The 25,199-nt window shown below is 66.1% G+C and carries 23 protein-coding genes and 1 pseudogene; 4 read left to right on the top strand and 20 right to left on the bottom strand.

The window, feature by feature from the left end:
* The first annotated feature begins 9 nt into the window (after positions 1 to 9).
* Positions 10 to 855, top strand: coding sequence for an SDR family NAD(P)-dependent oxidoreductase (locus tag AB0L63_RS11865; RefSeq protein ID WP_364498377.1), 846 nt, complete (start codon positions 10 to 12; stop codon positions 853 to 855).
* Positions 856 to 912: 57 nt separating this feature from the next.
* On the opposite strand, the gene gatA is transcribed toward AB0L63_RS11865, so the two are convergent.
* Together gatA and gatC are read right to left on the bottom strand one after the other, a co-directional pair.
* Positions 913 to 2,439: an Asp-tRNA(Asn)/Glu-tRNA(Gln) amidotransferase subunit GatA gene (gatA, locus tag AB0L63_RS11860; protein WP_364498374.1), complete on the bottom strand. Its 1,527-nt coding sequence runs from the start codon at positions 2,437 to 2,439 to the stop codon at positions 913 to 915.
* Positions 2,436 to 2,735 (bottom strand): Asp-tRNA(Asn)/Glu-tRNA(Gln) amidotransferase subunit GatC, encoded by a 300-nt coding sequence (gene gatC, locus AB0L63_RS11855; RefSeq protein ID WP_364498371.1) that lies wholly within the window; start codon positions 2,733 to 2,735, stop codon positions 2,436 to 2,438. The genes gatA and gatC overlap by 4 nt, the downstream gene beginning before the upstream one ends.
* Positions 2,736 to 2,995: 260 nt before the next feature.
* Here gatC and AB0L63_RS11850 point away from each other — a divergent pair, with 260 nt between their 5' ends.
* Positions 2,996 to 3,646: an amino acid-binding protein gene (locus AB0L63_RS11850; RefSeq protein WP_364498368.1), complete on the top strand. Its 651-nt coding sequence runs from the start codon at positions 2,996 to 2,998 to the stop codon at positions 3,644 to 3,646.
* 6 nt (positions 3,647 to 3,652) lie between these two features.
* Here the strand turns inward: AB0L63_RS11850 and AB0L63_RS11845 are convergent, their stop codons facing one another.
* The 3 genes from AB0L63_RS11845 to AB0L63_RS11835 form a co-directional block, all read right to left on the bottom strand.
* The gene (locus AB0L63_RS11845; protein WP_364498366.1) at positions 3,653 to 4,162 is read right to left on the bottom strand and encodes a GNAT family N-acetyltransferase; all 510 of its coding nucleotides are present in this window, start codon (positions 4,160 to 4,162) and stop codon (positions 3,653 to 3,655) included.
* Positions 4,163 to 4,416: 254 nt separating this feature from the next.
* A complete protein-coding gene (locus AB0L63_RS11840; protein WP_364498363.1) occupies positions 4,417 to 4,761 on the bottom strand; it encodes a hypothetical protein in 345 nt (114 codons plus the stop codon).
* Positions 4,762 to 4,847: 86 nt separating this feature from the next.
* Positions 4,848 to 6,092 carry an ATP-binding protein gene (locus tag AB0L63_RS11835; RefSeq protein WP_364498360.1) on the bottom strand — a complete coding sequence of 415 codons (1,245 nt, stop codon included), beginning with the start codon at positions 6,090 to 6,092 and terminating at the stop codon, positions 4,848 to 4,850.
* Positions 6,093 to 6,269: 177 nt separating this feature from the next.
* Here AB0L63_RS11835 and AB0L63_RS11830 point away from each other — a divergent pair, with 177 nt between their 5' ends.
* Entirely contained in the window at positions 6,270 to 6,635 is a 366-nt protein-coding gene (locus AB0L63_RS11830; protein WP_364498357.1) for a hypothetical protein, read from the top strand.
* On the opposite strand, the pseudogene AB0L63_RS11825 reads toward AB0L63_RS11830, so the two are convergent.
* From AB0L63_RS11825 to AB0L63_RS11780, 10 genes and pseudogenes are all read right to left on the bottom strand, one after another.
* A pseudogene (locus AB0L63_RS11825) lies at positions 6,622 to 7,194 on the bottom strand (S-adenosylmethionine:tRNA ribosyltransferase-isomerase); the annotation flags it as partial. The gene AB0L63_RS11830 and the pseudogene AB0L63_RS11825 sit on opposite strands and share 14 nt — an antisense overlap.
* A gap of 166 nt (positions 7,195 to 7,360) precedes the next feature.
* A complete protein-coding gene (locus AB0L63_RS11820) occupies positions 7,361 to 8,059 on the bottom strand; it encodes an SDR family oxidoreductase (RefSeq protein ID WP_364498354.1) in 699 nt (232 codons plus the stop codon).
* An 84-nt stretch (positions 8,060 to 8,143) separates the two neighbouring features.
* Positions 8,144 to 10,243: an NAD-dependent DNA ligase LigA gene (ligA, locus tag AB0L63_RS11815; RefSeq protein WP_364499161.1), complete on the bottom strand. Its 2,100-nt coding sequence runs from the start codon at positions 10,241 to 10,243 to the stop codon at positions 8,144 to 8,146.
* A 211-nt stretch (positions 10,244 to 10,454) separates the two neighbouring features.
* Entirely contained in the window at positions 10,455 to 11,462 is a 1,008-nt protein-coding gene (locus tag AB0L63_RS11810; protein ID WP_364499158.1) for a methionine synthase, read from the bottom strand.
* Positions 11,463 to 11,506: 44 nt separating this feature from the next.
* Positions 11,507 to 12,622 carry a tRNA 2-thiouridine(34) synthase MnmA gene (mnmA, locus tag AB0L63_RS11805; RefSeq protein WP_364498351.1) on the bottom strand — a complete coding sequence of 372 codons (1,116 nt, stop codon included), beginning with the start codon at positions 12,620 to 12,622 and terminating at the stop codon, positions 11,507 to 11,509.
* Complete coding sequence (locus AB0L63_RS11800; RefSeq protein WP_364498348.1) at positions 12,622 to 13,848, bottom strand: cysteine desulfurase family protein; 1,227 nt, start codon at positions 13,846 to 13,848, stop codon at positions 12,622 to 12,624. The genes mnmA and AB0L63_RS11800 overlap by 1 nt, the downstream gene beginning before the upstream one ends.
* A 518-nt stretch (positions 13,849 to 14,366) precedes the next feature.
* Positions 14,367 to 15,596, bottom strand: a complete 1,230-nt coding sequence (locus AB0L63_RS11795; RefSeq protein WP_364498345.1) for an alpha/beta hydrolase — start codon at positions 15,594 to 15,596, stop codon at positions 14,367 to 14,369.
* Positions 15,597 to 16,100: 504 nt separating this feature from the next.
* Entirely contained in the window at positions 16,101 to 17,114 is a 1,014-nt protein-coding gene (locus tag AB0L63_RS11790; RefSeq protein ID WP_364498342.1) for a lysophospholipid acyltransferase family protein, read from the bottom strand.
* A gap of 5 nt (positions 17,115 to 17,119) precedes the next feature.
* On the bottom strand, positions 17,120 to 17,947 hold the full coding sequence (locus tag AB0L63_RS11785) for a GNAT family N-acyltransferase (RefSeq protein ID WP_364498340.1): 828 nt from the start codon (positions 17,945 to 17,947) through the stop codon (positions 17,120 to 17,122).
* Positions 17,948 to 18,127: 180 nt separating this feature from the next.
* Entirely contained in the window at positions 18,128 to 19,399 is a 1,272-nt protein-coding gene (locus AB0L63_RS11780) for an NAD(P)/FAD-dependent oxidoreductase (protein ID WP_364498337.1), read from the bottom strand.
* 111 nt (positions 19,400 to 19,510) lie between these two features.
* Here AB0L63_RS11780 and AB0L63_RS11775 point away from each other — a divergent pair, with 111 nt between their 5' ends.
* Positions 19,511 to 20,368, top strand: a complete 858-nt coding sequence (locus AB0L63_RS11775) for a LysR family transcriptional regulator (RefSeq protein WP_364498334.1) — start codon at positions 19,511 to 19,513, stop codon at positions 20,366 to 20,368.
* Positions 20,369 to 20,406: 38 nt separating this feature from the next.
* Here the strand turns inward: AB0L63_RS11775 and AB0L63_RS11770 are convergent, their stop codons facing one another.
* The 5 genes from AB0L63_RS11770 to AB0L63_RS11750 all read right to left on the bottom strand — a co-directional run bounded on the left by AB0L63_RS11770 (position 20,407) and on the right by AB0L63_RS11750 (position 25,143).
* A complete protein-coding gene (locus AB0L63_RS11770) occupies positions 20,407 to 21,168 on the bottom strand; it encodes an ABC transporter permease (RefSeq protein ID WP_364498331.1) in 762 nt (253 codons plus the stop codon).
* Complete coding sequence (locus AB0L63_RS11765; RefSeq protein ID WP_364498328.1) at positions 21,165 to 22,187, bottom strand: ATP-binding cassette domain-containing protein; 1,023 nt, start codon at positions 22,185 to 22,187, stop codon at positions 21,165 to 21,167. Before AB0L63_RS11765 ends, AB0L63_RS11770 begins: the two co-directional genes overlap by 4 nt.
* A 56-nt stretch (positions 22,188 to 22,243) precedes the next feature.
* Positions 22,244 to 22,864, bottom strand: a complete 621-nt coding sequence (locus AB0L63_RS11760) for a PadR family transcriptional regulator (RefSeq protein ID WP_364498325.1) — start codon at positions 22,862 to 22,864, stop codon at positions 22,244 to 22,246.
* A 352-nt stretch (positions 22,865 to 23,216) separates the two neighbouring features.
* Positions 23,217 to 24,173 (bottom strand): electron transfer flavoprotein subunit alpha/FixB family protein, encoded by a 957-nt coding sequence (locus tag AB0L63_RS11755; protein ID WP_364498322.1) that lies wholly within the window; start codon positions 24,171 to 24,173, stop codon positions 23,217 to 23,219.
* Positions 24,174 to 24,357: 184 nt separating this feature from the next.
* Complete coding sequence (locus tag AB0L63_RS11750) at positions 24,358 to 25,143, bottom strand: electron transfer flavoprotein subunit beta/FixA family protein (RefSeq protein WP_062984976.1); 786 nt, start codon at positions 25,141 to 25,143, stop codon at positions 24,358 to 24,360.
* Positions 25,144 to 25,199 lie beyond the last annotated feature (56 nt).

The following is a 25,199-nucleotide window of genomic DNA, read 5'->3' as shown; positions in this document are numbered from 1 at the left end:
GGATCGACAATGACCAGAACCTGGTTCATCACCGGCGCGAACCGCGGGCTGGGGCGGGCGTTCACACTCGCCGCACTCGCCTGCGGCGACCGCGTTGTCGCGACCGCTCGCGATCCACAGTCGATGGCCGATATCGACGACAACCGATTGACAGTGCTGCCCTTGGATGTTCGCGACCGTGACCGCGCGATCGCCACGGTGCACGAGGCATTCGCGATCGCGGGCAGCATCGAGGTGATCGTGAACAATGCCGGATACGGTTTGGTCGGCGCGGTCGAGGAACTGACCGAAGCCGAGATCCGAGCCCAGATGGATACCAATTTCTATGGTGCGCTGTGGATTTCGCAGGCCGCGGTGCCGCACTTACGCAAGCAGGGCTCGGGGCACATCGTGCAGATCTCCACCGTCGGCGCGGTCGGCAGCCTGCCGCTGTTCAGCATGTACAACGCAAGTAAATGGGCGCTAGAGGGTTTCAGTGCATCACTTGCGGATGAGCTGCGCCCCTTCGGAATTCACGTCACGCTGGCACAGCTCGGCGGGTTCGACACCGATTGGGCGAAGTCGAGCATGAAGTTCGCGACGGCACTGCCGGCATACGACGAACTGCGCACCGGCATCCTGGGCAGGCCGGACTACCCGGACCCGACCGCCGCACCGCCGGTGACCGAGGCCGAGCCCGAGTGGGTGGAAGCGGCCCCGGAAGTCGCCGCGGCGGAGCTGATCGCGCTGGTGAATATGCCGAACCCACCGGTGCGCAAGGTAATCGGACCCGGTGCACATCAAATGGTCGCGATGGCATTGGATCAGCGGCGCCAGGACTACCTCAGTGATCCGGAGTTCGTCTGGCCCACATAGGGATGTCCTGAGCGCCCCTTCCCGCATGACGGGGATGGGCGCTCAGGCCAACACTTCTCAGGCGATCGGCCCGCGCGCGGCCTCGTACGCCGCACCGACGCGGTACAGCCGATCATCGGCGAGCGCGGGAGCCATGATCTGCAGACCCACCGGCATCCCGTCGTCCTTGCTCAATCCGGACGGCACCGACATCGCCGCATGCCCCGCCAGATTCGTGGGCAGCGTGCACAGATCGGACAGGTACATCGCCAGCGGATCGTCGACCTTCTCTCCCAGCTTCCACGGGGTGAACGGGCTGGTCGGAGAGACCAGGACATCGACCTGCTCATAGGCCTTGTCGAAGTCGCGGGCGATCAGCGTGCGCACCTTGAGCGCCTGACCGTAGTAGGCGTCGTAGTACCCGGCCGACAGCGCGTAGGTGCCGATCATGATGCGGCGCTTGACTTCCGGGCCGAATCCGGCGGCACGGGTCGCGGCCATGACCTGCTCCGCGCTATGGCTACCGTCGTCGTCGACGCGCAGTCCGTAGCGCATGGCGTCGAAGCGTGCCAGGTTGGAAGACACCTCGCTCGGCAGGATCAAATAGTAGGAGGCGAGCGCGTATTCGAAGTGCGGACAAGACACTTCGACGACCTCGGCACCCAAATCCTTCAGCACGCCGACAGCCGCATCGAAGGATGCGATGACGCCCGGCTGATAGCTATCGGAGCGCAGTTCCTTCACCACACCGACTTTCACGCCGCGTAGATCACCCTTGGCGCCCTCGCGCGCAGCGGCGACCACCGGCGGCACCGGCACATTACGGGAGGTGGAATCGCGTGGGTCGTATCCGGCGATCACCTCGTGCAGCAGCGCGGTATCGAGTACGGTGCGACCACACGGTCCGCCTTGATCCAGCGAGGACGCGCACGCGACCAGACCGAACCGGGAGACGGTGCCGTAGGTCGGCTTGGTGCCAACGGTCGCGGTCACCGCGGCGGGCTGCCGAATCGAGCCGCCGGTGTCGGTACCGATCGCCAGCGGCGCCTGATGCGAAGCCAGCGCGGCCGCCGAGCCACCGCCCGAACCACCCGGAATCCTGGTGGTATCCCACGGATTCCGGGTCGGGCCGAAGGCCGAGTTCTCGGTGGAAGAGCCCATCGCGAACTCGTCCATATTGGTCTTGCCGAGAATCGGGATGCCCGCGGCCCGCAACCGGGTGGTCAATGTCGCGTCGTACGGCGCGACCCAGCCATCGAGAATCTTCGAGGCACAGGTAGTCGGCATATCCGTGGTCGTGAAAACGTCCTTGAGCGCCAACGGAACTCCGGCCAGCGGCGAGGCGGGCGCATCGCCCGCAGCGAGCGCGGCATCCACCGCGGCGGCCGCGCCGAGCGCCTCGTTCCCGGCCACGTGCAGGAAGGCGTGGTACTCACCGTCGACGGCGGCGATCCGATCCAGATGCGCCTGGGTGACCTCCACCGAGGTCACCTCGCGGCTGTGGATCTTCGCCGCCAATTCGGCGGCCGACAGCGCGGTCAGGTCGGGCTCACCCGTCGCCCGACCGCCACCCCCCAGGGAATCGCTACGCGATGCTGAACTCATTCGCCCTCTCCCAGAATCTGCGGAACCAGGAACCGCTGGTCCTCGACCGCCGGAGCACCCGAGAGCGCCTCCTCCGGGGTGAGGCACGGGATGACCCGATCCGGACGCGTCACATTGGTCGCCGGATTCGGCGAAGCGGTCGCCGGCACATCGGCGGCGGCGACCTCGGAGATGGTCCGCACGTGACTCAGGATCGAATCCAACTGACCGGCGAACTGATCCAGTTCGGCTTCGGACAGAGCGAGCCTGGACAGCCGGGCGAGGTGTGCAACCTCGTCGCGGGAGATGGCGGGCACCGCGGACCCCTTTCGGCATGATTGAGCTTGGTGAACGGCCACCGAACAGCCTAGCGACTCCCCACCACGCACCTTGCACAGGAGCCACGAGGGCGACGACACACCCCGCCCGCTAGCGCGACACGCCGCGCCTACGCAAATTTGCTCTGTGATATTCGTCACTGACCGACCTTCGAGTCGATAACCGGGACTCGGGGGTGTAAGTATTGCGTGACCCGGGTATCCGTTCATAGCCTCGGCCGTCAAGGAAAGGAACGCGCGTGTCTTACCTGCTCCGCGTGCAACTTCCGGATCGACCGGGAAGTCTCGGTGCGCTCGCGCTCGCACTGGGCTCCGTCGGCGCGGACATCCTCTCTCTCGACGTGGTCGAGCGGGGTGCGGGATTCGCCGTCGACGATCTAGTCGTCGAAGTGTCGCAGGGTGCGTTACCGGACACCTTGATCACCGCCGCCGAATCAATCGGCGATGTGCACGTGGACTCCATCCGCCCGTACTCCGGCGTGCTGGATACCCATCGTGAACTCGAACTGATCGATCAGGTCGCCAGCGCACGCGACGATCGGATGCAGGTGCTCGTGGATGGAGTGCCGAGAGTGCTGCGGGTCGGCTGGAGCACCATCATGAATTTGGGGCCGCAGGGCGCCTATCGCGTCGTCGGCAGCCAGAGTGCACCACAGACGCAGGCGGGCTCGGCACCGTGGATGCCGCTGGAGAAGCCCGCCGTCCTGGACCCCGAGGGCGATTGGGTGCCGCAGATCTGGCGCGATATGGACACCAAACTGGCCGCCGCGCCGCTCGGCAATGCCAGCAAGGTGCTGCTGCTCGGACGACCCGGCGGCCCCGACTTCCGGCCATCGGAGGTCGCGCGGCTCGGCTATCTCGCCGGGATCGTCGCAACCGTATTGGGCTGAGACCGATCAGTCGGTGAGATCCAGCCGGAGAACCGACAGCCACTCGCCCACCTCGGTCCGCCAATCCCGTTCCGGCGCAGGGACGAAACCGAATCGGTCATAGATCCGCCGAGCGTCGACCATGGCGGGCATCGTGGTGAGCACTACTGCGGCAAAGGATTCGGCGCGTGCGGTCTCTATGACGGTGCGCACCAACGCCGTTCCCGCACCGAGCCCGCGCGCCGACTTCGATACAGCGAGCATACGGAACTCCAACTCCCCCGGTCGGGCGATCTCGGCATACGGCGTGCCGGGCCGGGCCACCGCCAGCGAGCCGACCACCCGATCGTCGTGCACGGCGACCAGCACCTGCGCCGCACCCGCGCGATGGGTGATATCGGCGAGTTGGGTGACATACGGGCTGCCAGGGCGAACATAGCCCTCGCCGACGTAGACCTCGACCGTCAAGTCACCGACCGCGTCGTATTCCTCTGGGCGAGCGTTCCGAACGACGACCTGGGAGTCCTGCAAAGCCATACCGGCATCTTCCCACCGCCCGAGCGGCCACTCCGCAACACCCGGTCGGTCGACCGACCGACGCGACTCGGCGCAGGGCCGCCGACTCGACGCACGCTCGCCACCGAGACGGTCAGTCGGGTTGCTGCCCGGCGGGATGTCGTAGGTGGCGGCCTCGAGGCACAGACTCCGGTCACTCGATCCATGGCCCGGCGCACGGCAGGGAACTCGGCGTGGACACTGCCCCTGCGATCGTGTGCGGACATCGCGGCCGGTCAGGACCCGAGGCCCGGACGCGCGCCCGGATGCGAGACCTGCCAGCGTTCCGGCCTACCGGAGGGGTAGACGACCGGAATCAGATCCCCGATGGCGGGCCAGTTGTTCACGTCCCACACCATGCGGCCGTACACCACAGTGCCGGGCACCGACGGACCGGCCAGATTGCCAGTGATGGTCACGTACTGCTCGTCCGTCGCGTCGGGCCGGGGGCTCACCCCGGTGACATACAGCGTCCCCGTCTCCGGATTCGCCAGCCGGACGCCACTGCGCCCACGCAGGTAGAGCATGACCATCGCCACCAGCGCGCCGACCATGATCACCAACATCCCGAACTGCACCATGGCACCCATGCTATTGGTCCAGGCCCGCATACCGCGGCGCCGCTCGGCACGGCAGCGACCACGGCCCAGGTGGCCGATGCCGCGGACTACAGCGCGGCGAGCTCGCTTGTGCCGTGCTCAGTGCGGCGGATCTGCCAGACGGCGGTGCGGGTGCGCTGCGAGCGGCCGTTCGTCCGATCGATCAGTGAGCGGCTATTCGTGGTGAAGATCAGTTGCGCGCCACGGGAGTTGGTCTCGGGATTCTGAAACAGCTGGATCAGCCGATCGGTCTCCTCGACCGGCAGGTGCGCGCCGATATCGTCGATCGCGAGTACCCGGCCGGAGTCCAGCGCGTCCAGCATGGTCGGCAGTAAGCGCAGCATGGAGAGGGTGGCGGCGGATTCGTCGGTGATTTCGAATGCGGAGTCGATCCCGGCGTGCACCAGACCGAGACCGACACCGCGACGCTCGACCATCCGGGTGTAGAGGGCATCGCGTGCCGCCTTCAGAGTGCTCAGCTCGCGTTCGAGCATGACCTCGGTGATGCCGCTTTCTCGCAGCAACTGGTCGGCATGTCCGGGCGAGGTCGCACACAAGTCCACCTGTTCGGCCGTCCCCGCGATATCGGCATCGAGTTCGCGCAGATAGTCCGCGTACATCGGATCCGGGTCGGCGATCAGCAGATCGGTAATGCCGAGTTCGGCGGTGCGCAGCAGCATGAGCAGCCGCACCGCATGGTCCGGTGCCGCCGACAGATGACTGCCGAGGCGATGCGCGACGGCCGTCGCATCCGTCGCGCCGTGCTGCACGTCGAGCATCGCGGAGAACCACCGATATGCGGGCACCAGCGCCTCGGCGTACATCTGCCCAGCGAGACTGAGCAGCAACGCATTCGGCCGCACCAGCGGCATCAGTGCCGCGATACCGTAGCGCGCGGCCTCGAACATCGGACCGATCTTGATCTGTTCACCGTTGCGCTCGAACACAATTCGCTTGCGTGAGCGCGGATGTGTGTGGAGCCATTCGGCCGTCACATCCGCATTGTCCAGGCGGAACCCATAGGTGTACGGCACCCCCTCCGCGACGAAGTTCGCCACGAATTCCGAAGGGCGATCCGGGAATCCGCGGTGCGGCGCGCGCAGCGGTCCCGCGTAGGGATCCCAGCCGGTCACCGAATTCAGCACCGCATCGCGCATCTGCGCCAGCCCATCGATCAGGCTCGTCTTGCCCGCGGCACTCGCACCGTGCACCGCTGTCACCGGTACCGCGACCGGTCCGCTCCCCCGGCTCAAACGCAAGTCCTGCCGTTCGGCCATCGATCTGTGATTCGTCACCTGAAAACTGCGCAGCATCCCGCCATCCTGTCGGTTCGCCCGCCCGACCGCGACACCGCACCCGCGTCACCGGCCGAAACAGGCACCGCCCGTGGGCTTCCGGCGGACAAATGCGCACGTCACGCGATACCATGCAGGCGCCGCGGCTATCCGCTGGCATCTGCCGGAAATGTTTTGATGAGGGATGGTTCACCGATGGAATCAACGATTCGTCGTCTAGTGGCCCGCAGCTTCGTAGCGGCCGCGCTCGTACTCGGCCCGCTGGTCGTACTCGGCCCGCCGCAGGCCGCCGCCGAGGCGCCCTGTCCGGACGGTACCGCCCGGATCTTCTTCCACGACGAGACCAACACCTGCCAGAGTGGCGGCACCTACAGCTTCGACGGCAAGCCCGCGCTGGTGAAGGTGTGCTCGGTGGGCCGGGTCCAGGTCATCGTCGACACCACCATCCAGAAGAGCCGGACCAAGACCAGGACCGCCCATCTCGATCTCAGCAATGGTCAGTGCGGCCGGATCGAGGTCGGCGGCCAACTCGACTCCACCGTGAGCATCAGCCCCTCCTAGCGCAGGGACCGAACAACAATGCGCTGTCGCCGAACTCGTGCCAGAGATAACCGGTACCGAGGGCGGTGGCATACGCCTCGTGGACGGTGGCCTCACCCGCGACCGCGACGAGTAGATCCAGATGCGATGCGCCGGGTGCGTGCCAGCCGGTAATGATGCCGTCGACCACCCGGGCCGGATGTCGTGTTCCGAGGACCAGTTCGGTCCACCCCCGGGCCGGATGCACGATGCCGTGCTGATCGGCGGTGGTCTCCAACGCTCGCGTCACGGTGGTGCCGACCGCGATGATGCGCCCACCCGCCGCCTTCGTGTCGTTCACCAGACGCGCGGTCGTCGCCGGAACCGCGAACCGCTCCGGGCTCGGGGGTTCGCCCGCCTCCGGCGAGGAGATCCCGGTGTGCAGGGTGATCGGTGCGATCGCGACGCCCGAGGTCACCAGATCGAGCACCAGTCTTTGGGTGAACGGGCGTGCCGCACTTGGCATTTCGGCGCTGCCGGGAATTCGACCGAAGACTGTCGTGTAGTACGACGGCGACCAGCGTTGTGGCACATACGAATATCCGCTGCCACCAGCATCCGGACCTCGTCGCGAGCCAGGCCACGCGCTTCCGGTGGGGCGGTGGCATTGCGCTCGGAGGGCAGGATATCGGCCCATTCGTTCAAGGCGGTCAGCCCACCCGTCTCTCGGCCAACACCCCTCATCGAATCGCTTCGCGATACTGCCTTCATCTGCCGACCACCGCGGTGAAGTCGGCGACGGTATAACGGCCGTTCCTGGGTCGCTGCTCGATCAAACGCAGCAGCGCGGGCACGACGGTCTCGGGTTCGGGGCGATCGGAGATATCGTCGCCGGGAAATGCCGCCTGATGCATTTCGGTGCGCATATCGCCGGGATCGAAGGCGTAGATCGACAGCTCCGGATGTTCGGCGGCCAGGATGGCGGTGAGTTGATCCAGGGCGGCCTTCGAGGAGCCGTAGCCGCCCCAGTCCGGATACGGTTCGACGCCAGCGTCGGAGCTGATATTTACCGCAACACCATCCGGATCGAGCAGCGGCAGTGCGAACTGCAGGACCGCGAGCGGGGCAATGACATTGGTCCGATAGACCAGTTCGAGCTGATCGAGTGGATAGTTCGCCAGGCGTGGCAGCGGACTGGGCCCGAGGCTGCTCGCATTGTTCACGACCAGGTCGAGGTGTCCGAATTCGCCCGCGGTCTCGGCCAGTTCGGCGCGGTGCGCCGGATCGGCGATGTCGCCCGGCACCGCGAGAAATGCTTCGCCGAGTTCGGATCCCGCCTGGACGAGCCGGTCGGCACGGCGAGCGGTGCCGATCACCCGCCAGCCGCGCCCGATGAGCGAACGCGCAAGAGCCAGCCCGAATCCCGCCGAAGCACCGGTGAGCAGAGCGGTAGAACGGTGAGTCATTTCGAATCTCCTGATAGTCACCTACCAGTCGATCGTCATACCTGAAGTTGGGTTCAGGTCAAGGATCATTCGCCGACGGCATATCTACTCCTCGGCTTCGGCATCCTCCGCGACCGTCTCCGGCGTCACCGCCGCCGGGCCCTCCTCGAGCAGCTTGCGGAATCCGTCCTCGTCGAGGATCGGCACACCGAGTTCCTCCGCCTTCGCGGCCTTGGAACCCGGCGCATCACCGATCACCACGAATGCCGTCTTCTTCGAGACCGAACCCGCGGCCTTACCGCCGCGCACCAGGATCGCCTCCTTGGCGCCGTCGCGGGAGAATCCTTCCAACGACCCGGTTACCACGATCGATAGCCCCTCGAGCGTGCGCTCGATGGAGTCGTCGCGTTCATCGGCCATCCGCACGCCCGCGGCGCGCCATTTGTCGACGATCGCGCAATGCCAATCGACGGTGAACCATTCGGCGACGGCGGCGGCAATGGTCGGGCCGACGCCGTCGGCCGCGGCCAGTTCCTCGACGGCGGCATCCTGGATCCGATCGATACTGCCGAATTCCCTGGCCAATACCCGCGCCGCGGTGGGGCCGACGTGCCGGATGGACAACCCGACCAGCACCCGCCACAGCGGCCGATCCTTGGCGGTCTGCAGGTTCTCCAACAGTCGCTTGCCATTCGCGGACAGGCCGCCGTCCTTATTGGCGAACAGCGTGGTGGTGAGCAGCCGCGCCTCGTCGAGGTCGAACAGATCGCCCTCGTCGGTGATCGCGCCCGACTTCAGCAGATCATTGGCGGCCTCGTAGCCGAGCGATTCGATATCGAACGCACCGCGGCTGGCCACATGGAACACCCGTTCCCGCAGCTGCGCCGGGCAGAACTGCTGGTTGGGGCAGCGGATATCGGCGTCGCCCTCCTTCTGCGGCGCCAGTTCGGTGCCACATTCCGGACAGTGCGTGGGCATGACGAATTCGCGTTCGTCACCGGCCCGCGCATCGACCACCGGGCCGAGCACCTCGGGAATCACATCACCGGCCTTGCGGATGGTGACGGTATCGCCGATGAGCACGCCCTTGCGCTTGACCTCTGAGGCATTGTGCAGCGTGGCCATAGCGACCGTGGAGCCCGCGATGGACACCGGCTCCATTACCGCGAACGGGGTGACCCGGCCGGTACGGCCGACATTGACCTCGATATTCAGCAGCTTGGTCGTGGCCTCTTCGGGCGGGTATTTGTAGGCGATGGCCCAGCGCGGGGCGCGCGAGGTCGAGCCGAGCCTGCGCTGCAGCGCCATTTCGTCGACCTTGATGACCTGGCCGTCGATTTCGTGCTCGATATCGTGACGGTGTTCACCCCAATAGTTGACGCGCTCGATCACCGCGTCGATGCCCTGCACCAGTTTGGTGTGCGCGGAAACCGGCAGACCCCATGCGGCAAGCGCGCGGTAGGCCTCATGCTGTGAGGCCGGGGTGTAGCCCTCGATGCGTCCGAAACCGTGACAGATCATCCGCAGCCGCCGCCGCGCGGTTACTGCCGGATCTTTCTGGCGCAGCGAGCCCGCCGCGGTATTGCGCGGATTCGCATAAGGCGGTTTGCCCTCGGCCACGATCGCCGCGTTGAGGGTCTCGAAATCCTCCAGCCGGAAATAGACCTCGCCGCGCACCTCGAGCAGCTCCGGGACCGGGAACTCCGCGGTCGCGGTCAGCTCGCTCGGAATGTCCTCGATGGTGCGCGCGTTGAGCGTCACATCCTCACCGGTGCGCCCGTCGCCGCGGGTCGCGCCGCGTACCAGCCGCCCCTTCTCGTAGACCAGGTTCAGCGCGACACCGTCGATCTTCACCTCGCACAGATAGTGCAGATTCGACCCGGTCTCGGCCTCGACCCGGCTCGCCCAGGCGCGCAGCTCGTCGAAGTCGAAGACATTGTCCAGTGACAGCATTCGCTCGAGGTGGTCCACGGCGGTGAAATCCGTCGCGAATCCGCCGCCGACCAGCTGCGTCGGCGAATCGGGCGTGCGCAGATCCGGATGTGTGTCCTCGAGCGCCTGCAGTTGCCGCAGCAGCTCGTCGAACTCACCGTCGGAGATGATGGGCGCGTCCCGCACGTAATACCGGAACTGGTGCTCCCGAACCTCGTCCGCAAGCCGCTGCCACTCCACCCGCTGCTCCGCCGTAGCCGGGTCCGCCGCAATGTCGCTGTCACTCACCCATCGCACATTAGTCGAGCCCACCGACAAGTTACCGCCACATTCCCGCACGTCGCGACGGACTATCCGGGCAGCGGAACCGGTCCGAGGTGACGTTGCCCATTGATCGCCCCCGCCCGCACCGCCGCGAATCCGTAGTCGATCATCGCCATTTCATCCGCACGCAACGCGGTGCTCGAATCGGCGTACCGGCGTGTCAGGAGAAGTCGAGCGATTCCGGGTCTTCGGCGTAAGCACGGGCCACTTCGGTGGCGAGGCGCAGGGCTCGGCGGGCCCATTCGAGTGGGGCACCGGCCAGGCCACAGGCGGGGGCGACCAGGATCTGGGTGGCCAGCACGGAGCGACGCAGGCCGAGGCGGTCGATCAGGCGGACCCCGGGTTCGGCGATATCGCGCCAGGTCGGAGGTTCGTCCGGCGGCGTCGTCGGAACCAGACCGAGGACCAATTGCTTTCCCGCGTCCAGGGTTTCGCCGATATCGTCGAGTGCGCGGGTGGTGATGGTGGCCATATCGAAGCCGATGGCGGTGGCCGCGCTGCCGCGCAGGAAGGATAGGGCGGGCGCGTCGGGGCAGGTGTGGATCAGAACGGGAGCAGACTGAGCGGTAATGACCGCATCCAATACCGCCAGTGCCTCCGGTTCGGGGACCGCGCGCACCGTGTCGAGCAGGCTGACACCGCGCAGCGAGCCGTTCAGCACATCGGTCAGCGATGGTTCGTCCAGTTGCAGAACGACTTCCGCCCCGAGGCGTTTGCGCACCTCGTCCACGTGTTGGGCCAGACCTTCGGCGAGGGATTCCGAAATATCGCGCACCGCACCGGAATCGGTCAACACGCGGTGCCCGACGGGGAGTTCGAGCCGGGCCGCGAGCGTCAACGGGCCAGTGGCCTGCAGTTTGACCGTGCCCGCCGAACCCGCTGTCGCCCAGCCCTCTTCGAGCGCGTCCAGATCCGACCTGAGTAGATCGCGCGCACGCCGCGAGACCGCGCCGGGCCGAGCCGTCAGCCGATAACCGCGCGTGGTGGTATCGAATCGCATATCCACCAGGAGCGCCGAGACCCGGCCGATCATGTCCGAACCCACACCGCGCCCCGGCAATTCGACCAGATGCGGCAGATCCGGCAATTCGCCGAGAATGGTGGCCGCGGCCTCCCGCGAATCCGTACCGGGCCACGATCCGACCGCCGACGCGATCCCACCGGGAATGCGCGTCTTCGCCTCGATCGCGCCCGATTCCGCAGCGAATTCGGTCACTGCGCAGTGCCCGCGCTCGGCACCGATTCCGACACCGCGCGCAACGTACCGGAGATGGTGCCGCTGCCGATCACCTGATCTCCCAACGCATCCGGGCGATACAGCACAACGGCCTGGCCGCGCGCGACCCCGGTCAGCGGCTCGCGCAGCCGCACGATCAGCCCTTCGCCGACCGCTTCGGCCACCGCCGGTGCGGTACCGCCGTGCGCGCGGACCTGCGCCACGCATTCGATCGGCCCCTCCGGCGTGGCACCGGAAGTCCAGATGGCGCGGTCGGCCTGGACGGTCCACACCTGCAGATCCTCGGCCGAACCGACGCGGACGGTGCCGGAGTCGGGATCGATCTCGGTGACATAGCGTGGCTTACCGTCGGCGGCCGGACCAGGCAGTCCGAGCCCCTTGCGCTGGCCGATGGTGAACCCGTGCACGCCTTCGTGATTCGCGAGCACGTGCCCGTCGGCATCGACCACCGCACCTGGCCGGATGCCGATCTTCGCGCCGAGGAAGGCCCTGGTGTCACCGGACGGGATGAAGCAGATGTCATGGCTGTCGGGCTTGTTCGCCACCGCGAGCCCGCGCTCGGCAGCCTCGGCGCGGATCTGCGGCTTCGGGGTGTCACCCACCGGGAACATGGCCCGCGACAGCTGCTGCGCGGTCAGCACCGCGAGCACATAGGACTGGTCCTTGTCGGCATCGATGGCACGGCGCAGCACACCGTCCTCGAGCCGCGCGTAATGACCGGTGACCACGGCGTCGAAGCCGAGTGCCACCGCGCGGTCGGCGAGTGCGGAGAACTTGATCTTCTCGTTGCAGCGCAGACACGGATTCGGGGTCTCCCCCGCGGCGTAGGCGGCGACGAAATCGTCGATCACATCTTCGGTGAAGCGGTCCGCGAAATCCCAGACATAGAAGGGGATGCCGAGCACATCGGCGGCCCGCCGGGCGTCGCCCGCGTCCTCCTTCGAGCAGCAACCGCGCGAACCGGTGCGCAGGGTGCCCGGTGTCGCGGACAGTGCCAGATGTACGCCGACCACCTCATGACCGGCGTCGACGGCACGCGCCGCCGCCACCGCCGAATCCACACCACCACTCATCGCGGCGAGTACCCGCATCAGACACCTCCCTTCGCACCGGCCAGACCCGCGGCCCTGGCCCTTTCCACAATCTGGGGCAAGACATTCAGCAACGCGTCCACATCGGCGCGAGTCGAGGTGTACCCCAACGAAAAACGCAGTGAGCCGCGGGCCTGCCACGGCTGCACGCCCATGGCGATCAGCACATGACTCGGGGTGGCCACACCCGCATTGCAGGCCGACCCGGTCGAGCATTCGATCCCCGCCGCATCGAGCAGCATCAGCAGCGAATCACCTTCGCAGCCGGGGAAAGTGAAGTGCGCATTGCCAGGCAACCGTCGTGCACCGTCCGGACCGTTCAGCACCGCATCCGGCACGGCATCGCGGATGCCCTCGATCAATTCGTCCCGCAGCTCGCTCAATTCCTTTGTGCGCGTGGGGAACTCGGTCACCATGTAGTTCAATGCAGCGGCGAGACCGACGGCCGCGGCGGTATCCGAAGTCCCGGAGCGCAGATCACGCTCGTGTCCGCCGCCGTGCAGGAGCGGCACACACGACACCTGCCTGCCGAGCAGCAGCGCACCGACACCGTGCGGCCCACCAACCTTGTGTCCGGCGAAACTCGCCGCCGAAAGCCCACTGGCCGCGAAGTCGATCGGCAGCTGCGCGGCGGCCTGGATCGCGTCACTGTGCATGGGCACGCCGAATTCCTGTGCCACCGCCGCCAATTCGACGATCGGCGCGATGGTGCCGACCTCGTTATTGGCCCACATGATGGTCACCAGCGCGACCTCGTCGATATGTTCGGCCAGCGCCGCCCGCAGCACCCGCGGCGACACCACACCTTCGGAGTCGACCGGCAGCCAGGTCACCTGCGCGCCCTCGTGCTGCTCCAGCCACTCGACGGCATCGATGACGGCGTGATGTTCGGTCGAACCCGCGACAATCCTGGTCCGGCGCGGTTCGGCAGCGCGGCGGGCCCAGTAGATGCCCTTGATCGCCAGATTGTCGCTCTCGGTCCCGCCGGAGGTGAAGATCACCTCCGATGGCCTGGCGCCCAGATCAGCGGCGATCGACTCGCGTGCCTCCTCCAGCTTCCGCCGGGCGGCACGTCCGGAACCGTGCAGTGACGAGGCATTACCCGTCATGCCGAGGGCGGCCGTCATCGCCTCGATCGCGGCAGGCACCATCGGAGTGGTCGCCGCATGATCGAGGTAGACCGTCCGGGGCGCCCCATGGACCGAACCCGCAAAAGCCGACTTCATGACTGATCAAGCCTATCCCATCGTTGACCTGCGCATCCTTGGGGTATCACCCGGCCGTATACGAAATCTCTACGATTCTGCGCACGATTGCGGCCAACGACCGACCGCTGACCGATATTCCCTGAGGCCACGTTCGGGCACGTCACGTGCGGACGGACGGTTCATCGAGACACCGCCCCGAGCCCTCGACCCGTCTCGCCTCGGTACCAACCGGACGCTCGGCCGATATCACTGCACTGCACCCGCCCCGGCAGATATCCCGGGAAATCCGGCGAAGCCGATCAGCCATCAGCCGGATCCTCAGCGACACACACCGGATAGCAATACCAGCTGGCATCGCCGAGGTGACATGGCGATGACGCACGTGCGAGGCGGATCCTGAGCTCCTCCGAGAACCCAAGTCTCGCAGGTCCTGCTGGCGATACCGGGTTCGCCGGGTATGCCCGCGACCGTCCGGATTTACGACGGCAACGGCGACCGGCTGGTCGCGCTTGTTGGGGCAGCGGTAGTTATCGAAATCACTCAGCGTGACAGGTGAGATCAGCGGCAGGCAGACTACCGTCGCGAAGATAGGTGTCGACAGCCTGGCTCACACAGCTGCTCGGGACGGTGAACACACCGTGGACGATGACGTCTTGAAGTGTCACCAGCCGTGACGCGGTCATGGCTCGGTGCAGACCGACGCCTTCTTGGTACGCCGCGATGGGGTCACCGGTGGCCTGCAAGATGAGCACGGGCGCGGCATTATGCACCTCTACACGTGGTTCGACGGGCGCGGGCCAGAACGCGCACGGGGAGATGTTGTTGACCAGTGGCCCGAATACCGGCTGGTCGGCGCGGCGGGCTTCGACGTTGCGCCAGTACCACGCGGGGTCACGCGGCGCGCTCACGTCACCGCACACCACAGCGGTCGAGGATTCCGCGGATGCGATGGCGTCATCGGTTGTCGCGGTCAATAATCCACTCAGCATCTGCGCCAAGTCAGCGCTGGGCTCGGCCAGCTGTCCCGCGGCGGCGTCCGCCAGCTGCCGAATAGCATTCGCCGCGTCCTCGAAGTGGCGGGAGTCCTGCACGTAGCCGAACAACACCGACGGTAGCCAATGATCGTCCACGTCGTAGCCGCCGACCCGAATCGGTTGACGGGCAGCCTGTTCGATCAGGCCGGACACTACTGCACGAACATCGGAACGAGTAGTTCCCAGCCGATACTGATCGGCTCTGGCGGCGGTCCAGTCGGCCAACGCGTCGAGCGCTTCCTCCAGTGGCGCTCCCTGATCCTGGATCATCACGTCGCTGCCGTAGCGTGCCGGATCGACCGCGCTGTCCAGCACCATTCGGTCGGTGCGATCGGGAAACATCTGCGTGAAGACAGCTCCCAGATAGGTGCCGTAGGACATCCCGAAATAGTTGATCCGGTCTTCGCCGAGCAGCGTGCGAATGAGGTCGATATCCCGTGCTGTGTTGCGAGTCGTGATGTGCGGCAACATACCGTTGTCGGCGGCGAGGCACCGTGCCGCCAGATCGGCTTGGGTAGCAACGGATTCGCCGAACCTGGCCAGATCCGCTCCCGCAGATTGAAACGAGTCTCCGATCGGCCATCCGCAGTCGACCGGAGTTGATCGACCGACTCCGCGCGGGTCCATACCGATCAGGTCATAAAGCCCCCATGGATAGGACGGCGCCGCTCGGCTGAGTCGCACCGGCAAGTCGAGACCGCGGCCGCCGGGCCCACCCGGATTCGACAGCAAGATCCCACGCCTGTGGGTCGAATCGGTCGCCCGTACTCGTGAGATCGCAACGGAAATGGTGCGTCCCCGCGGTTCAGCGTAGTCCAACGGCACCGTCACATTCGCGCACTGCGCGCCGGCTCGATCCAAGAGATCGCTTTCGCAGGAACCCCATTCCAACTGTTGATGGGTGAAATGATCCAGGGCAGCGGCAGCAGACGGATCTTTCGGCGCAGTTCTGGCGATACCGATTCCAGCCACGGATCCGATCAGAACTACCGCAGCAGCGAGCACCAGAACACCGCTACGCCTGTCGGCAATCGCCGCACTCGGTCGAAATCTCTTTGCCAACAGTATGTTTCCCCTCGTCACCACTTTACTGAAGTTGCCCTCGCGATCATGATAGGCAGGCAGCGCACCCGCGCCTATCCGGCAAAACCCCGATTTCGGTGCGGCTTCGCTCAGGGGTCGGCAAAGGTGTGGATTGTTGTAGGTTCGACCTGCCGTCCGGCAGCACGTTCCGAGTCAGCGCGCGATCGGCTTGCTGCGGCGCCCACGCAGCGTCATTGGGCGCAGCCGCCGCACGGGCCGTCGGGCCTGCGGTCCGACGGTCGCGGTCGCGGTCGCATCGGGGTCCTGCACCCGGGTGGTGGCTGCCGCGATCCACTGCTGAGCGTCCACCGCGCCGTGCCGCGACAGTTCCCTACCACGCACGGCGCGTTCGCACCGCAGTGCCAACTCGCGACGATCGGCACCGGGTTGCTCCTGCGGTTCCAACACGATCTCGACGACCAGCCCCCGGGACCGCAGCACCCGGCCCGCCGAGGCGGCGAACGAGTCCGCACCGACGAATCCCGGCACGGTGCACTGGATCCCGTGCCGATCGTGATACCGCAGCCGCACGGGCTGCACCGGGGTTCCGGTATCCACCGCCGCCTGGAAGAGTGCGGGCCGCATGGTGCCGTAGGCGCGGCCACACCAGGTGGTCCCCTCCGGAAAGACCGCCACCCGGTCCCCCGCCGCCAGCCGTTCACCGAGAAGCGCCACCACACCGGGCAATTCGCGCAGCCGCTCACGCTCGATCGGAATGACCCGCATCAATTTGGCCAGCCCACCGAGCAACGGCCAATCAACCATATCGGCACGGGCCACGAAGCCGAGTGGCTGCACCGCGGCCATGACGACCACATCGGTCCAGCCGATATGTCCGGCCACGATCAGCAGCCCCGCACCCGAAGCGCCGAAGCGCGCATCTGCCGACTCCCCCGCATCGGCTCGGTTGTCGACAATGCGCAACCGAATCCCGAGACAGCCCAAAATCGTTCGCGCATACCGCCGCTGCAGCTGTTCGCGCCGTCCGCGCGGCGTCACGACATTGACTACGGGAAAGCTGATCAACAGCCCGGCCACACCGAATAGTCGGCCGATCACCCGCGCGGTGCCGCTCTTATCGACCGGATCGATACAGCCGGGCCCACACGGACTCGACGGCATCCAGGCGTGCGCGGTGCGGTGTGCGGGCGGCGCGTCGAACACCATCTGATTCACCGTCCCCCGTCGAATGCATTGGCAGCGTCTTGTAAGCGGTTGAGGTAGCGAGTGTTGATCGTGTCCAGGCCGAGCAGCGCGACGAAATCGGCGACCGCGAAGTCCGGATCGTGCGCGGGTTCACCGCAGATCTCCGCGCCCAGGCGCAGATAGCCGCGCAGCAGCGGGGGCAGCTTCGGGCGCCTGGGTGGTGTCATCTCCGCCAGCGTCAGCCCGTCGACCACCACCGGGCGGTACGGGTGCACCCGCCGCTCGGGATCGGATCCGTGCCGACCGAGCAGCATATCCCGCACGCCACGCACATTCACCCCGGGCGGATCGGCGGGGGTGTCCTGCATGGGCACCGAGACGCAGCCCATCACCCACTCGTATCCGGTGAGCTGGATGTAGTGCAGGATGCCCGCCCACATGAGGGTCAGCACCGAGCCGTTGCGGTGGTCGGGCACCACACACGCACGGCCCATTTCCACGATCCGGTTGCCCTCCGGATCCAGTTGGGCCAGATCGAATTCGGTGGCCGTGTAGTAGCCCCCCGCGGCAGTCACCTTGTCCGGCGGCAGCATTCGGTAGCAGCCGACGAATTCCTCGGTCCGGTCGTCGCGGACCAGCAGGTGATCGCAGTGCTCGTCGAAGTGGTCCGCGTCCAGACCCGTTCCGTTGTCGGGAATGTGGAAGCCGGGCTCACTGGCGAACACGCCGTAGCGCAGGCGCTGCGCGGCCAGCCGGTGCGCCGAATCGGACGAGACGACCAGCGAATACCGAGACCGTTCCGACCCGGAGTCCGTCGGCCGAGCTGGGGCTGTCAACACGGACGAAATAGTCATATCCGTGATGAAGCCAGCCCGAAACTGCGCTGGAGCGACCTCGAAGTGTCGCCTCGATGCCGGTTCGGTGAACGAGACGATGATCACACCGAGCGTTCATCGAACTGTCGCGTCGTGTTCCGTGTCCCGCATCGCTATCGCCGTCATTTGCCTGATTCGTTACCTTTTCGCGGCGATAGCTCAGGCGGCGTCGCGCTCCGATATCCGCACGGGATCCCGCACTGCGTCCGCCTCGTCGAAACCGGGACGACCCGTGCCGATAAAGGCGATGAGCCACGACGCAACGGCGGCGAAGCGATTGCGGAACCCGACCAGGTACAGCAGGTGCACGGCAAGCCACATGGTCCAGGCGATGATGCCACGGAAGGTGATGTGCTCGTTGAGTTTCACCACCGCGCTGAACCGGCTGATCACCGCCATGCTGCCCTTGTCCCAGTACCTGAACGGGGTGCCGGGCAGCTTCTTGCGGCGAATGATGTCGGCGGCGTGCCTGCCCTCCTGCATGGCAACCGGCGACTGGCCGGGATAGCCGTTGAGCGAGGTCATATCGCCGATGGCATAGATATCGGCGTGCCCACCGACGGTCAGGTCAGGATTGATCAAAAGCCTTCCGGCCCGGTCGGTTTCGCAGCCGGTGGCCTCGGCCAAGAGCTGCGCGAACCCGCCCGCCTGCACACCTGCCGACCAGACCACCGTCTCGGCCGCGATCCGGCGCTCGATGCCCTGCTTGTCCTTGACGGTCACCTTGCCGAATTCGATATCGGTCACGAAGGTGCCGAGCAGCACCTCGACGCCGCTCTTGGTCAGCGATTCCTTCGCGTATTCCGACAGTCCGCCACCGAAGGGCGGCAGCACCTCGCCCGCACCCTCGACCAACGTCACCGAAACCTCTTGATGGTAATGCCGTTTCGCGAGTTCCTCGAGCTGACCGGCCACCTCGACACCGGTCGCACCCGCGCCGACCACCACGAAGCTGAGCAGTCGCTTGCGGGTCTCCGCATCCGCGCCCTTGGCCTCGGTGAAGACGCGTTCGATCTGTGCGCGCAGCAGCTTCGCATCATCGATCGTCTTGAGCGAGAACGTCTTATCGGCGAAATCGTCGCGGCCGAAATACGACTGCGAGGCGCCGGTGGCGGCGATCAGCGAGCCGTAGCGGATCTGCGTATGCGCGCCGTCGTGCTCGTAGGTGAGCACCGCAGTATCGGCGTCGATGGCGACGACCTTGCCGAGCCGGACGTCCGCTTCCTTATGCCTGCGCAGCACCGAGGCGATCGGCGGTGCGATCTCGTGCGAGCCCAGCACACCTGTCGCGACCTGGTAGAGCAACGGCTGGAACAGATGCTCCGGAGTGCTCGAGATGAGAACGTAATCAATTCCCGATTTGGCCAACTGCTTAGCGGCGGCAAGCCCCCCGAATCCCGAGCCAACGATAACAACATCTGCGTGTTCCATAACAGCCTCCTTCTCTCATTACTAACCGTCATTCGAACCGCAGATATTTCAGGTGTTCAGGCGCATAATAGATATGACTATTATCTGGATTGCTCATGAATTGGAGATCACGTGGAGCTTCGCCAGCTCACCTACTTCGTCGCGGTGTGCGAGGAGCTGAGTTTCAGCCGGGCCGCGGCCCGCTGTTACATCTCCCAATCGGCGATCAGCCATCAGATCGCCCGGCTGGAGCGTGACCTCGGCGTGCCCTTGTTCGAGCGCTCCACCAGGGCCGTTGTACCGACCGACGCGACCATGCGGCTACTTCCCCTGGCTAAACAGATGCTCAGTCTCGAGTCCGCCATCCGCGCCACCGTGCGCACCTCCGGTCACCGCATCCGGCTGGCCGCCAATATGTCCTTCGCGACCCGATCCCTGTCCGCGATCGCGGGCGCGCGCGCTACGCATCCGGATGCCGAGATCGAATTCGTCATCAAACCGTTCCGGCAGCGGATCACCGCGGTGGCCGACGGTGACTGTGATCTCGCGCTCATCCGCGGCAGTGTCGACGAGCCCGGTCTCGCGGTCGAGAAGCTGTGGATCGAGGACCTCGTCATCGCCACTTCCGCTGCCCATCCGCTGGCCACGCGCGAGCAGGTGACGCTGTCGGATCTGAGCCAATATCCGCTGCTGCTCCCGCCCGAGCAGGAACAGGTCCTGCTGCACAATGTGATTCGGGCAGCCTTCGCCGATCTGGCGGCGGGCCCCACCTTCGGTCCGCCGATTCCACCGGACCACACGGCGACCATGGAACTGATCAATCGGCCGGACGCCTGGACCGTGCTCTACGCCGACAGCCCTACCGAAGGCCTGGTCGTGCTGGAGCTCGCCGAAAACCGACTGCGCATTCCGGTCTCCGCGGTCTTGCGCAGCGATACCCGCCGCTCCCCGATCCTCACCACCCTGCTGTCCGGATTACACCGCCGCTGAGATCTGCCGCGACCGAGCAGATCTCAGCGGCCTGGGTGTCAGGCGTTCTCGCGGGTGAAGCTTCGTGCGCCGATCACCATCGCCACCGCCGCGACGGCCAGGGTGAGGCCGGTTCCGAGGTATACCTCGGACGCACCGTAATCACCGCGGAACAGGGCACGGGCCGCATCGACAGTGTGCGAGAACGGATTCACCTTGCCGATCGTGCGCAACCAGCTCGGCCCGACGCTCAGCGGCAACAGAATGCCGGACAGCAGCATCAGCGGCACCGCGAGACTATTGAGCATCGAGGCGAGCACATCCTCGGATTTGGCCCACAGCCCAAGCGCATACGACGCGGCGGCCAAACCTGCCGCCATGACCGCGATCAACACCACAGACAGCACCACGCCGAGCGGATCCGGCCGAACCCCGAAGGCCGCCATGGCAACCCCGACGAGCACCAGCGCTTGAACGACCAGCACCACCATATCTTTGAGCACACGCCCGGTCAGCAACGCGCCTCGGCTCGCGGGCGTGACCCGCTGCCGTTCGACGACCCCGGCGCGCAATTCCGCGACAATGTTGAATCCGACATAGATGGCACCGAACAGTCCGGTTTGGATGACCAGCGCGGGTGTGAGCAGCTTCCATGGGTCGGCATCCGCGCCGAGCGCCGGTGCGATGCCTTTGACCAGCGGCCCGAACAGCACCAGATACAGCACCGGCTGGGACAGACCGATCAGGACCCAGACCGGATTTCGCAGGTTGGCCCGCAGTTGGGACCAGAAGATCAGTCCGGTCTCGCGCATGAATCTCATGAATGACTCGCCTCCCGCAGCGAACGCCCCGTAATGGTGAGAAACACATCGTCGAGGCTGGGACGTTTGACAGTGAGCGCACCCGGCACGAGACCGCGCTCGCCCATGGCACGTAATAGGGGGACGACCGCGGCGTCGCCGCGATCCACGGTGAGATGCACCAGCGTCGCCCCGATCCGGCCCGCACCCGCATCCTCCGAGCGCACCAGCGAGCGCACCTCGAGCACCGACTGGGCGACCTGGAGTGCGAGATCGGCATAGCCGTCTTCGATTTCGAAGCTCACCACATCACCGGAGATGCGGCGCTTGAGTTCATCGGGTGTACCCTCGGCGACGATGCCGCCGTGGTCCATGATCAGCAGGCGATCGCATAGCGCGTCAGCCTCGTCCAGATAGTGGGTGGTGAGCACGACTGTGGTGCCCCGCGCACGCAGGCGCCGGATGTGCTCCCACAGATTCGCGCGGCTCTGTGGATCCAGGCCGCTGGTCGGCTCGTCGAGATAGATCAGCGTCGGCCCGTGCACCAGGCCGAGCGCGATATCGACGCGGCGGCGCTGGCCACCGGAGAGCTGGTTGCATGTGCGCCGACCGAGTCCGTCCAGGTCGAGCGCGACGAGGAGTTCTTCGGCATTGTCGGTCGCCTGCGCCTTGCTCAGCCCGAAAAGCCTTGCCTGCAACACTAATTCGTCGATGACCAGGGCATCATCATTGGTCATTCCGCCCTGGGCGACGTAACCGATACGGGACCGCACGGTCCGCTGCTCGGCCCGTAGATCTGCGTCGGAGATGACCGCCTCGCCCGCGGTCGGGGCGATGAGGGTGCTGAGCATGCGCAGCGTCGTGGTCTTGCCCGCACCGTTGGGACCGAGCAGACCGAGGATCTCACCCTCGTAGACATCGAAGTCGAGGCCCGTAACCGCTTGGACGGGGCCGCTTTTGGTTTCAAACGTTCGCGCCAGCCCGCGCACCCGGATCACGGAGGCGCTGGTGCGATCGCGAACAGAGTCGATCGTTTCCACCAGAACAACGGTAGAAACGACCGACCAAATAGTCAAGCTTTACTATTCAGACTTGATCAATCGATGGTGGCGCTCCGGCCGTCCAGCCGCTTCGCGAACCGCTCCCAGACCTCCAACTCGCCACTTTCGATGCGCTCCAACGTTTTCTGCGACCACCGCAGATCGGCCCGGATATGTTCGGAGGCCAACCGGATCGCGTCGGCGACATGATGCGGTTCGGTCTCCGCCGGATCGCCGCTACCGGCCATGATCCGGCGCTCCTCTCGAATCAACTGGTCGAGTTCGGCCTCGAATTTCTTGATCCGGCTGCGCAGCGCGGCGATGACTTCTTCCCTTGGCGCATACGGCAACAGCGCGACCGCCGCGGCGTACGGATGCTTCGGCTGCTCGGCATCCCACAGTGCGTCGCGCAGCATCTGCGCAAAGACCTTCTCTCCCTCGGCGGTGAGCCGGTAGGTCGTGCGCTCCGGCCGCGCCCCGTCCTGTCCGACGCCATCCACCGCGATGAGCCCGTCGCGCTGCAAGGTGTTCAGCGCGCCATACACCGAGCCCGGCTTCACATTCGCCCAATTGTCCGCCTGCCAGGACAACAACTCCCGCCGAACGTCGTAACCGTGCACCGGCGCCAGCAGCCGCACCACGGCAAGTACCAGCATCCGAGTCGAAGGAACAGCCATATCCGCAGGTTATCGCACCTGGAAACGGTCGCATGAAAACGCAAGTGGTCCCGGTTGTTATCAGCCTGGGTCAGGCGAACAGTGCGCTATCAACCCTTGCGGACCTTGACCCCACCGTGATCGCAAGCCGATTGAGGTTCACCCCGAATGGTGGACAGGGGTTCAAGCAGCTTTCGCTGTGACTATCAGGGACTGCTCGTAGCGAACGGGGCTGACTGAGCATCCCGATGGCTGAGTGCCGCCGGTCACACCGGGGTTATAGCAGCCGTTAAGCTCCGGGAGAGTGAGTAGCCCCGGAAATACCCGTGGCCCCGGCTGTTTCAGCCGGGGCCACGGGAGCAGCAGTGCGCTATCAGCCCTTGTGCGCCTTCACAGCTTCGGTCAGCTGCGGGGCGACATTGAACAGGTCGCCGACGATGCCGTAGTCCGCGATCTCGAAGATCGGGGCTTCTTCGTCCTTGTTGACCGCGACGATGGTCTTCGAGGTCTGCATACCGGCACGGTGCTGGATGGCGCCGGAGATGCCGAGGGCGATGTACAGCTGCGGGGAAACCGTCTTACCGGTCTGACCGACCTGGAACTGGCCCGGGTAGTAGCCCGAATCGACCGCGGCACGCGAGGCGCCGACGGCGGCACCGAGGGAATCGGCGAGCGCCTCGACGACCGCGAAGTTGTCGGCGGACCCGACACCGCGACCACCGGAGACGACGATGCTCGCCTCGGTGAGCTCCGGACGGTCACCACCGACGACCGGCGCGCGGGAGATCACCTTCACGACGCCCTCTTCCTGCGCGGGCACCTCGACGGTCACCTTCTCGCCGGCACCCGCCGAGGCAGTGGCCTCGACGGCGCCCGGACGCACCGAGATCACCGGCACATCGCCGGTGGCCTTGGCGTCGACGGTGAACGCGCCACCGAAGATGGAGTGCACGACCGAACCGTCGGACTTGACGTCGATGACATCGACGAGCAGGCCGGAGCCGATGCGCGCGGCGAGGCGGCCCGACACCTCCTTGCCCTCGGCGGTGGCGGCGACGATCACGGCGGCCGGGGAGACCGACTCGACCAGACCGGCGAGCACGTCGACCTTCGGGGTCACCAGGAAGTTCTCGACATCGTCGGATTCAGCGATGTAGATCTTCGCGGCACCCGCGGCGGCCAGCGCGTCGGCCAGCTTCTCGCCGGTGCCGGCCGGGCCGGTCACGACGGCGGCGGGCTCACCCAGCGTGCTCGCGGCGGTGAGCAGTTCGGTGCTGACCTTCTTGATCGCACCGTCGGCGTGCTCGACGAGCACAAGTACTTCTGCCATTTGTGTTCTCTCCTAGTCCGATTTGCGGTGCTCGCTACGCCCTGCGTGGTTACGCTTCGCTACCTCGGCGCTGAGCTCACACCGCGGGAATCCGATTTGCGGTGCTCGCTACGCCCTGCGTGGTTACGCTTCGCTACCTCCTCCGGGCGCTGAGCTCACACCGCGGGCGCAGTCTCGGGCGGGATCAGATGATCTTCTGACCGACCAGGTACGCGGCGATCTTGGTGCCGCCGTCGCCCTCGTCCGCGATCTTCTCGCCCGCGGTGCGCGGGGGCTTCGGGGTGGCCGCGGTGACGGCGGTGCCCGCGTTGGCGACACCGACGGTCGACGGGTCGACGCCAAGGTCGGCCAGCGTGAAGGTCTGCACTTCCTTCTTCTTCGCGGCCATGATGCCCTTGAAGGACGGGAAGCGCGGCTCGTTGATCTTCTCGGTGACGCTGACGATGGCCGGGAGGGTGGCCTCCAGCTTGAACACGCCCTCGTCGGTCTCCCGCTCGCCGGTGATCTTGTCGCCGTCGACGGTCAGCTTGCGCAGGTGCGTCAGCTGCGGCAGGCCGAGGTATTCGGCGATGATCGCGGGGACAGCTCCGGAACGACCGTCGGTGGCCTCATTGCCCGCGATGACCAGCTCGACGCCCTCGACCTGACCCAGCGCGCTGGCCAGCACCCAGGCGGTCTGCACGGCGTCGGAGCCGTGGATCGCCGGATCGTTGATGTGGATGGCCTTGTCGGCGCCCATGGACAGCGCCTTGCGGATGGCCTCGGTGGCCCGGTCTGGACCGGCGGCCAGCACGGTGACCTCGCCGCCCTGGGCCTCCTTGATCAGCAGCGCTTCTTCGACGGCACGCTCGTTGATCTCGTCGAGGACGGCGTCGGCGGCTTCTCGATCGAGGGTGAAGTCACCGTCGGTCAGCTTGCGCTCGGACCAGGTGTCGGGTACCTGCTTGATGAGTACGACGATGTTCGGCATCGGTCTTCGTCGACCTCCTGTTCTGGTTACACGTGTGTGGTGGTCGCACGAACTCG

This window comes from Nocardia sp. NPDC051990 (assembly GCF_040680755.1).
GTDB lineage: Bacteria > Actinomycetota > Actinomycetes > Mycobacteriales > Mycobacteriaceae > Nocardia.
This window is presented reverse-complemented; position numbering and strand designations above follow the sequence as displayed.

Excerpts from the sequence above, each read along its gene's own strand:
- AB0L63_RS11820 (WP_364498354.1), bottom strand. The coding sequence starts at position 8,059 with ATGACTCACCGTTCTACCGCTCTGCTCACCGGTGCTTCGGCGGGATTC.
- AB0L63_RS11865 (WP_364498377.1), top strand. The coding sequence starts at position 10 with ATGACCAGAACCTGGTTCATCACCGGCGCGAACCGCGGGCTGGGGCGG.
- AB0L63_RS11785 (WP_364498340.1), bottom strand. The coding sequence starts at position 17,947 with ATGACTATTTCGTCCGTGTTGACAGCCCCAGCTCGGCCGACGGACTCC.
- mnmA (WP_364498351.1), bottom strand. The coding sequence starts at position 12,622 with ATGCGGGTACTCGCCGCGATGAGTGGTGGTGTGGATTCGGCGGTGGCG.
- AB0L63_RS11845 (WP_364498366.1), bottom strand. The coding sequence starts at position 4,162 with ATGGCTTTGCAGGACTCCCAGGTCGTCGTTCGGAACGCTCGCCCAGAG.
- AB0L63_RS11750 (WP_062984976.1), bottom strand. The coding sequence starts at position 25,143 with ATGCCGAACATCGTCGTACTCATCAAGCAGGTACCCGACACCTGGTCC.
- AB0L63_RS11755 (WP_364498322.1), bottom strand. The coding sequence starts at position 24,173 with ATGGCAGAAGTACTTGTGCTCGTCGAGCACGCCGACGGTGCGATCAAG.
- AB0L63_RS11760 (WP_364498325.1), bottom strand. The coding sequence starts at position 22,864 with ATGGCTGTTCCTTCGACTCGGATGCTGGTACTTGCCGTGGTGCGGCTG.
- AB0L63_RS11840 (WP_364498363.1), bottom strand. The coding sequence starts at position 4,761 with ATGGTGCAGTTCGGGATGTTGGTGATCATGGTCGGCGCGCTGGTGGCG.
- AB0L63_RS11770 (WP_364498331.1), bottom strand. The coding sequence starts at position 21,168 with ATGAGATTCATGCGCGAGACCGGACTGATCTTCTGGTCCCAACTGCGG.
- AB0L63_RS11835 (WP_364498360.1), bottom strand. The coding sequence starts at position 6,092 with ATGCTGCGCAGTTTTCAGGTGACGAATCACAGATCGATGGCCGAACGG.
- AB0L63_RS11830 (WP_364498357.1), top strand. The coding sequence starts at position 6,270 with ATGGAATCAACGATTCGTCGTCTAGTGGCCCGCAGCTTCGTAGCGGCC.
- AB0L63_RS11780 (WP_364498337.1), bottom strand. The coding sequence starts at position 19,399 with ATGGAACACGCAGATGTTGTTATCGTTGGCTCGGGATTCGGGGGGCTT.
- gatA (WP_364498374.1), bottom strand. The coding sequence starts at position 2,439 with ATGAGTTCAGCATCGCGTAGCGATTCCCTGGGGGGTGGCGGTCGGGCG.
- AB0L63_RS11790 (WP_364498342.1), bottom strand. The coding sequence starts at position 17,114 with ATGGTGTTCGACGCGCCGCCCGCACACCGCACCGCGCACGCCTGGATG.
- AB0L63_RS11800 (WP_364498348.1), bottom strand. The coding sequence starts at position 13,848 with ATGAAGTCGGCTTTTGCGGGTTCGGTCCATGGGGCGCCCCGGACGGTC.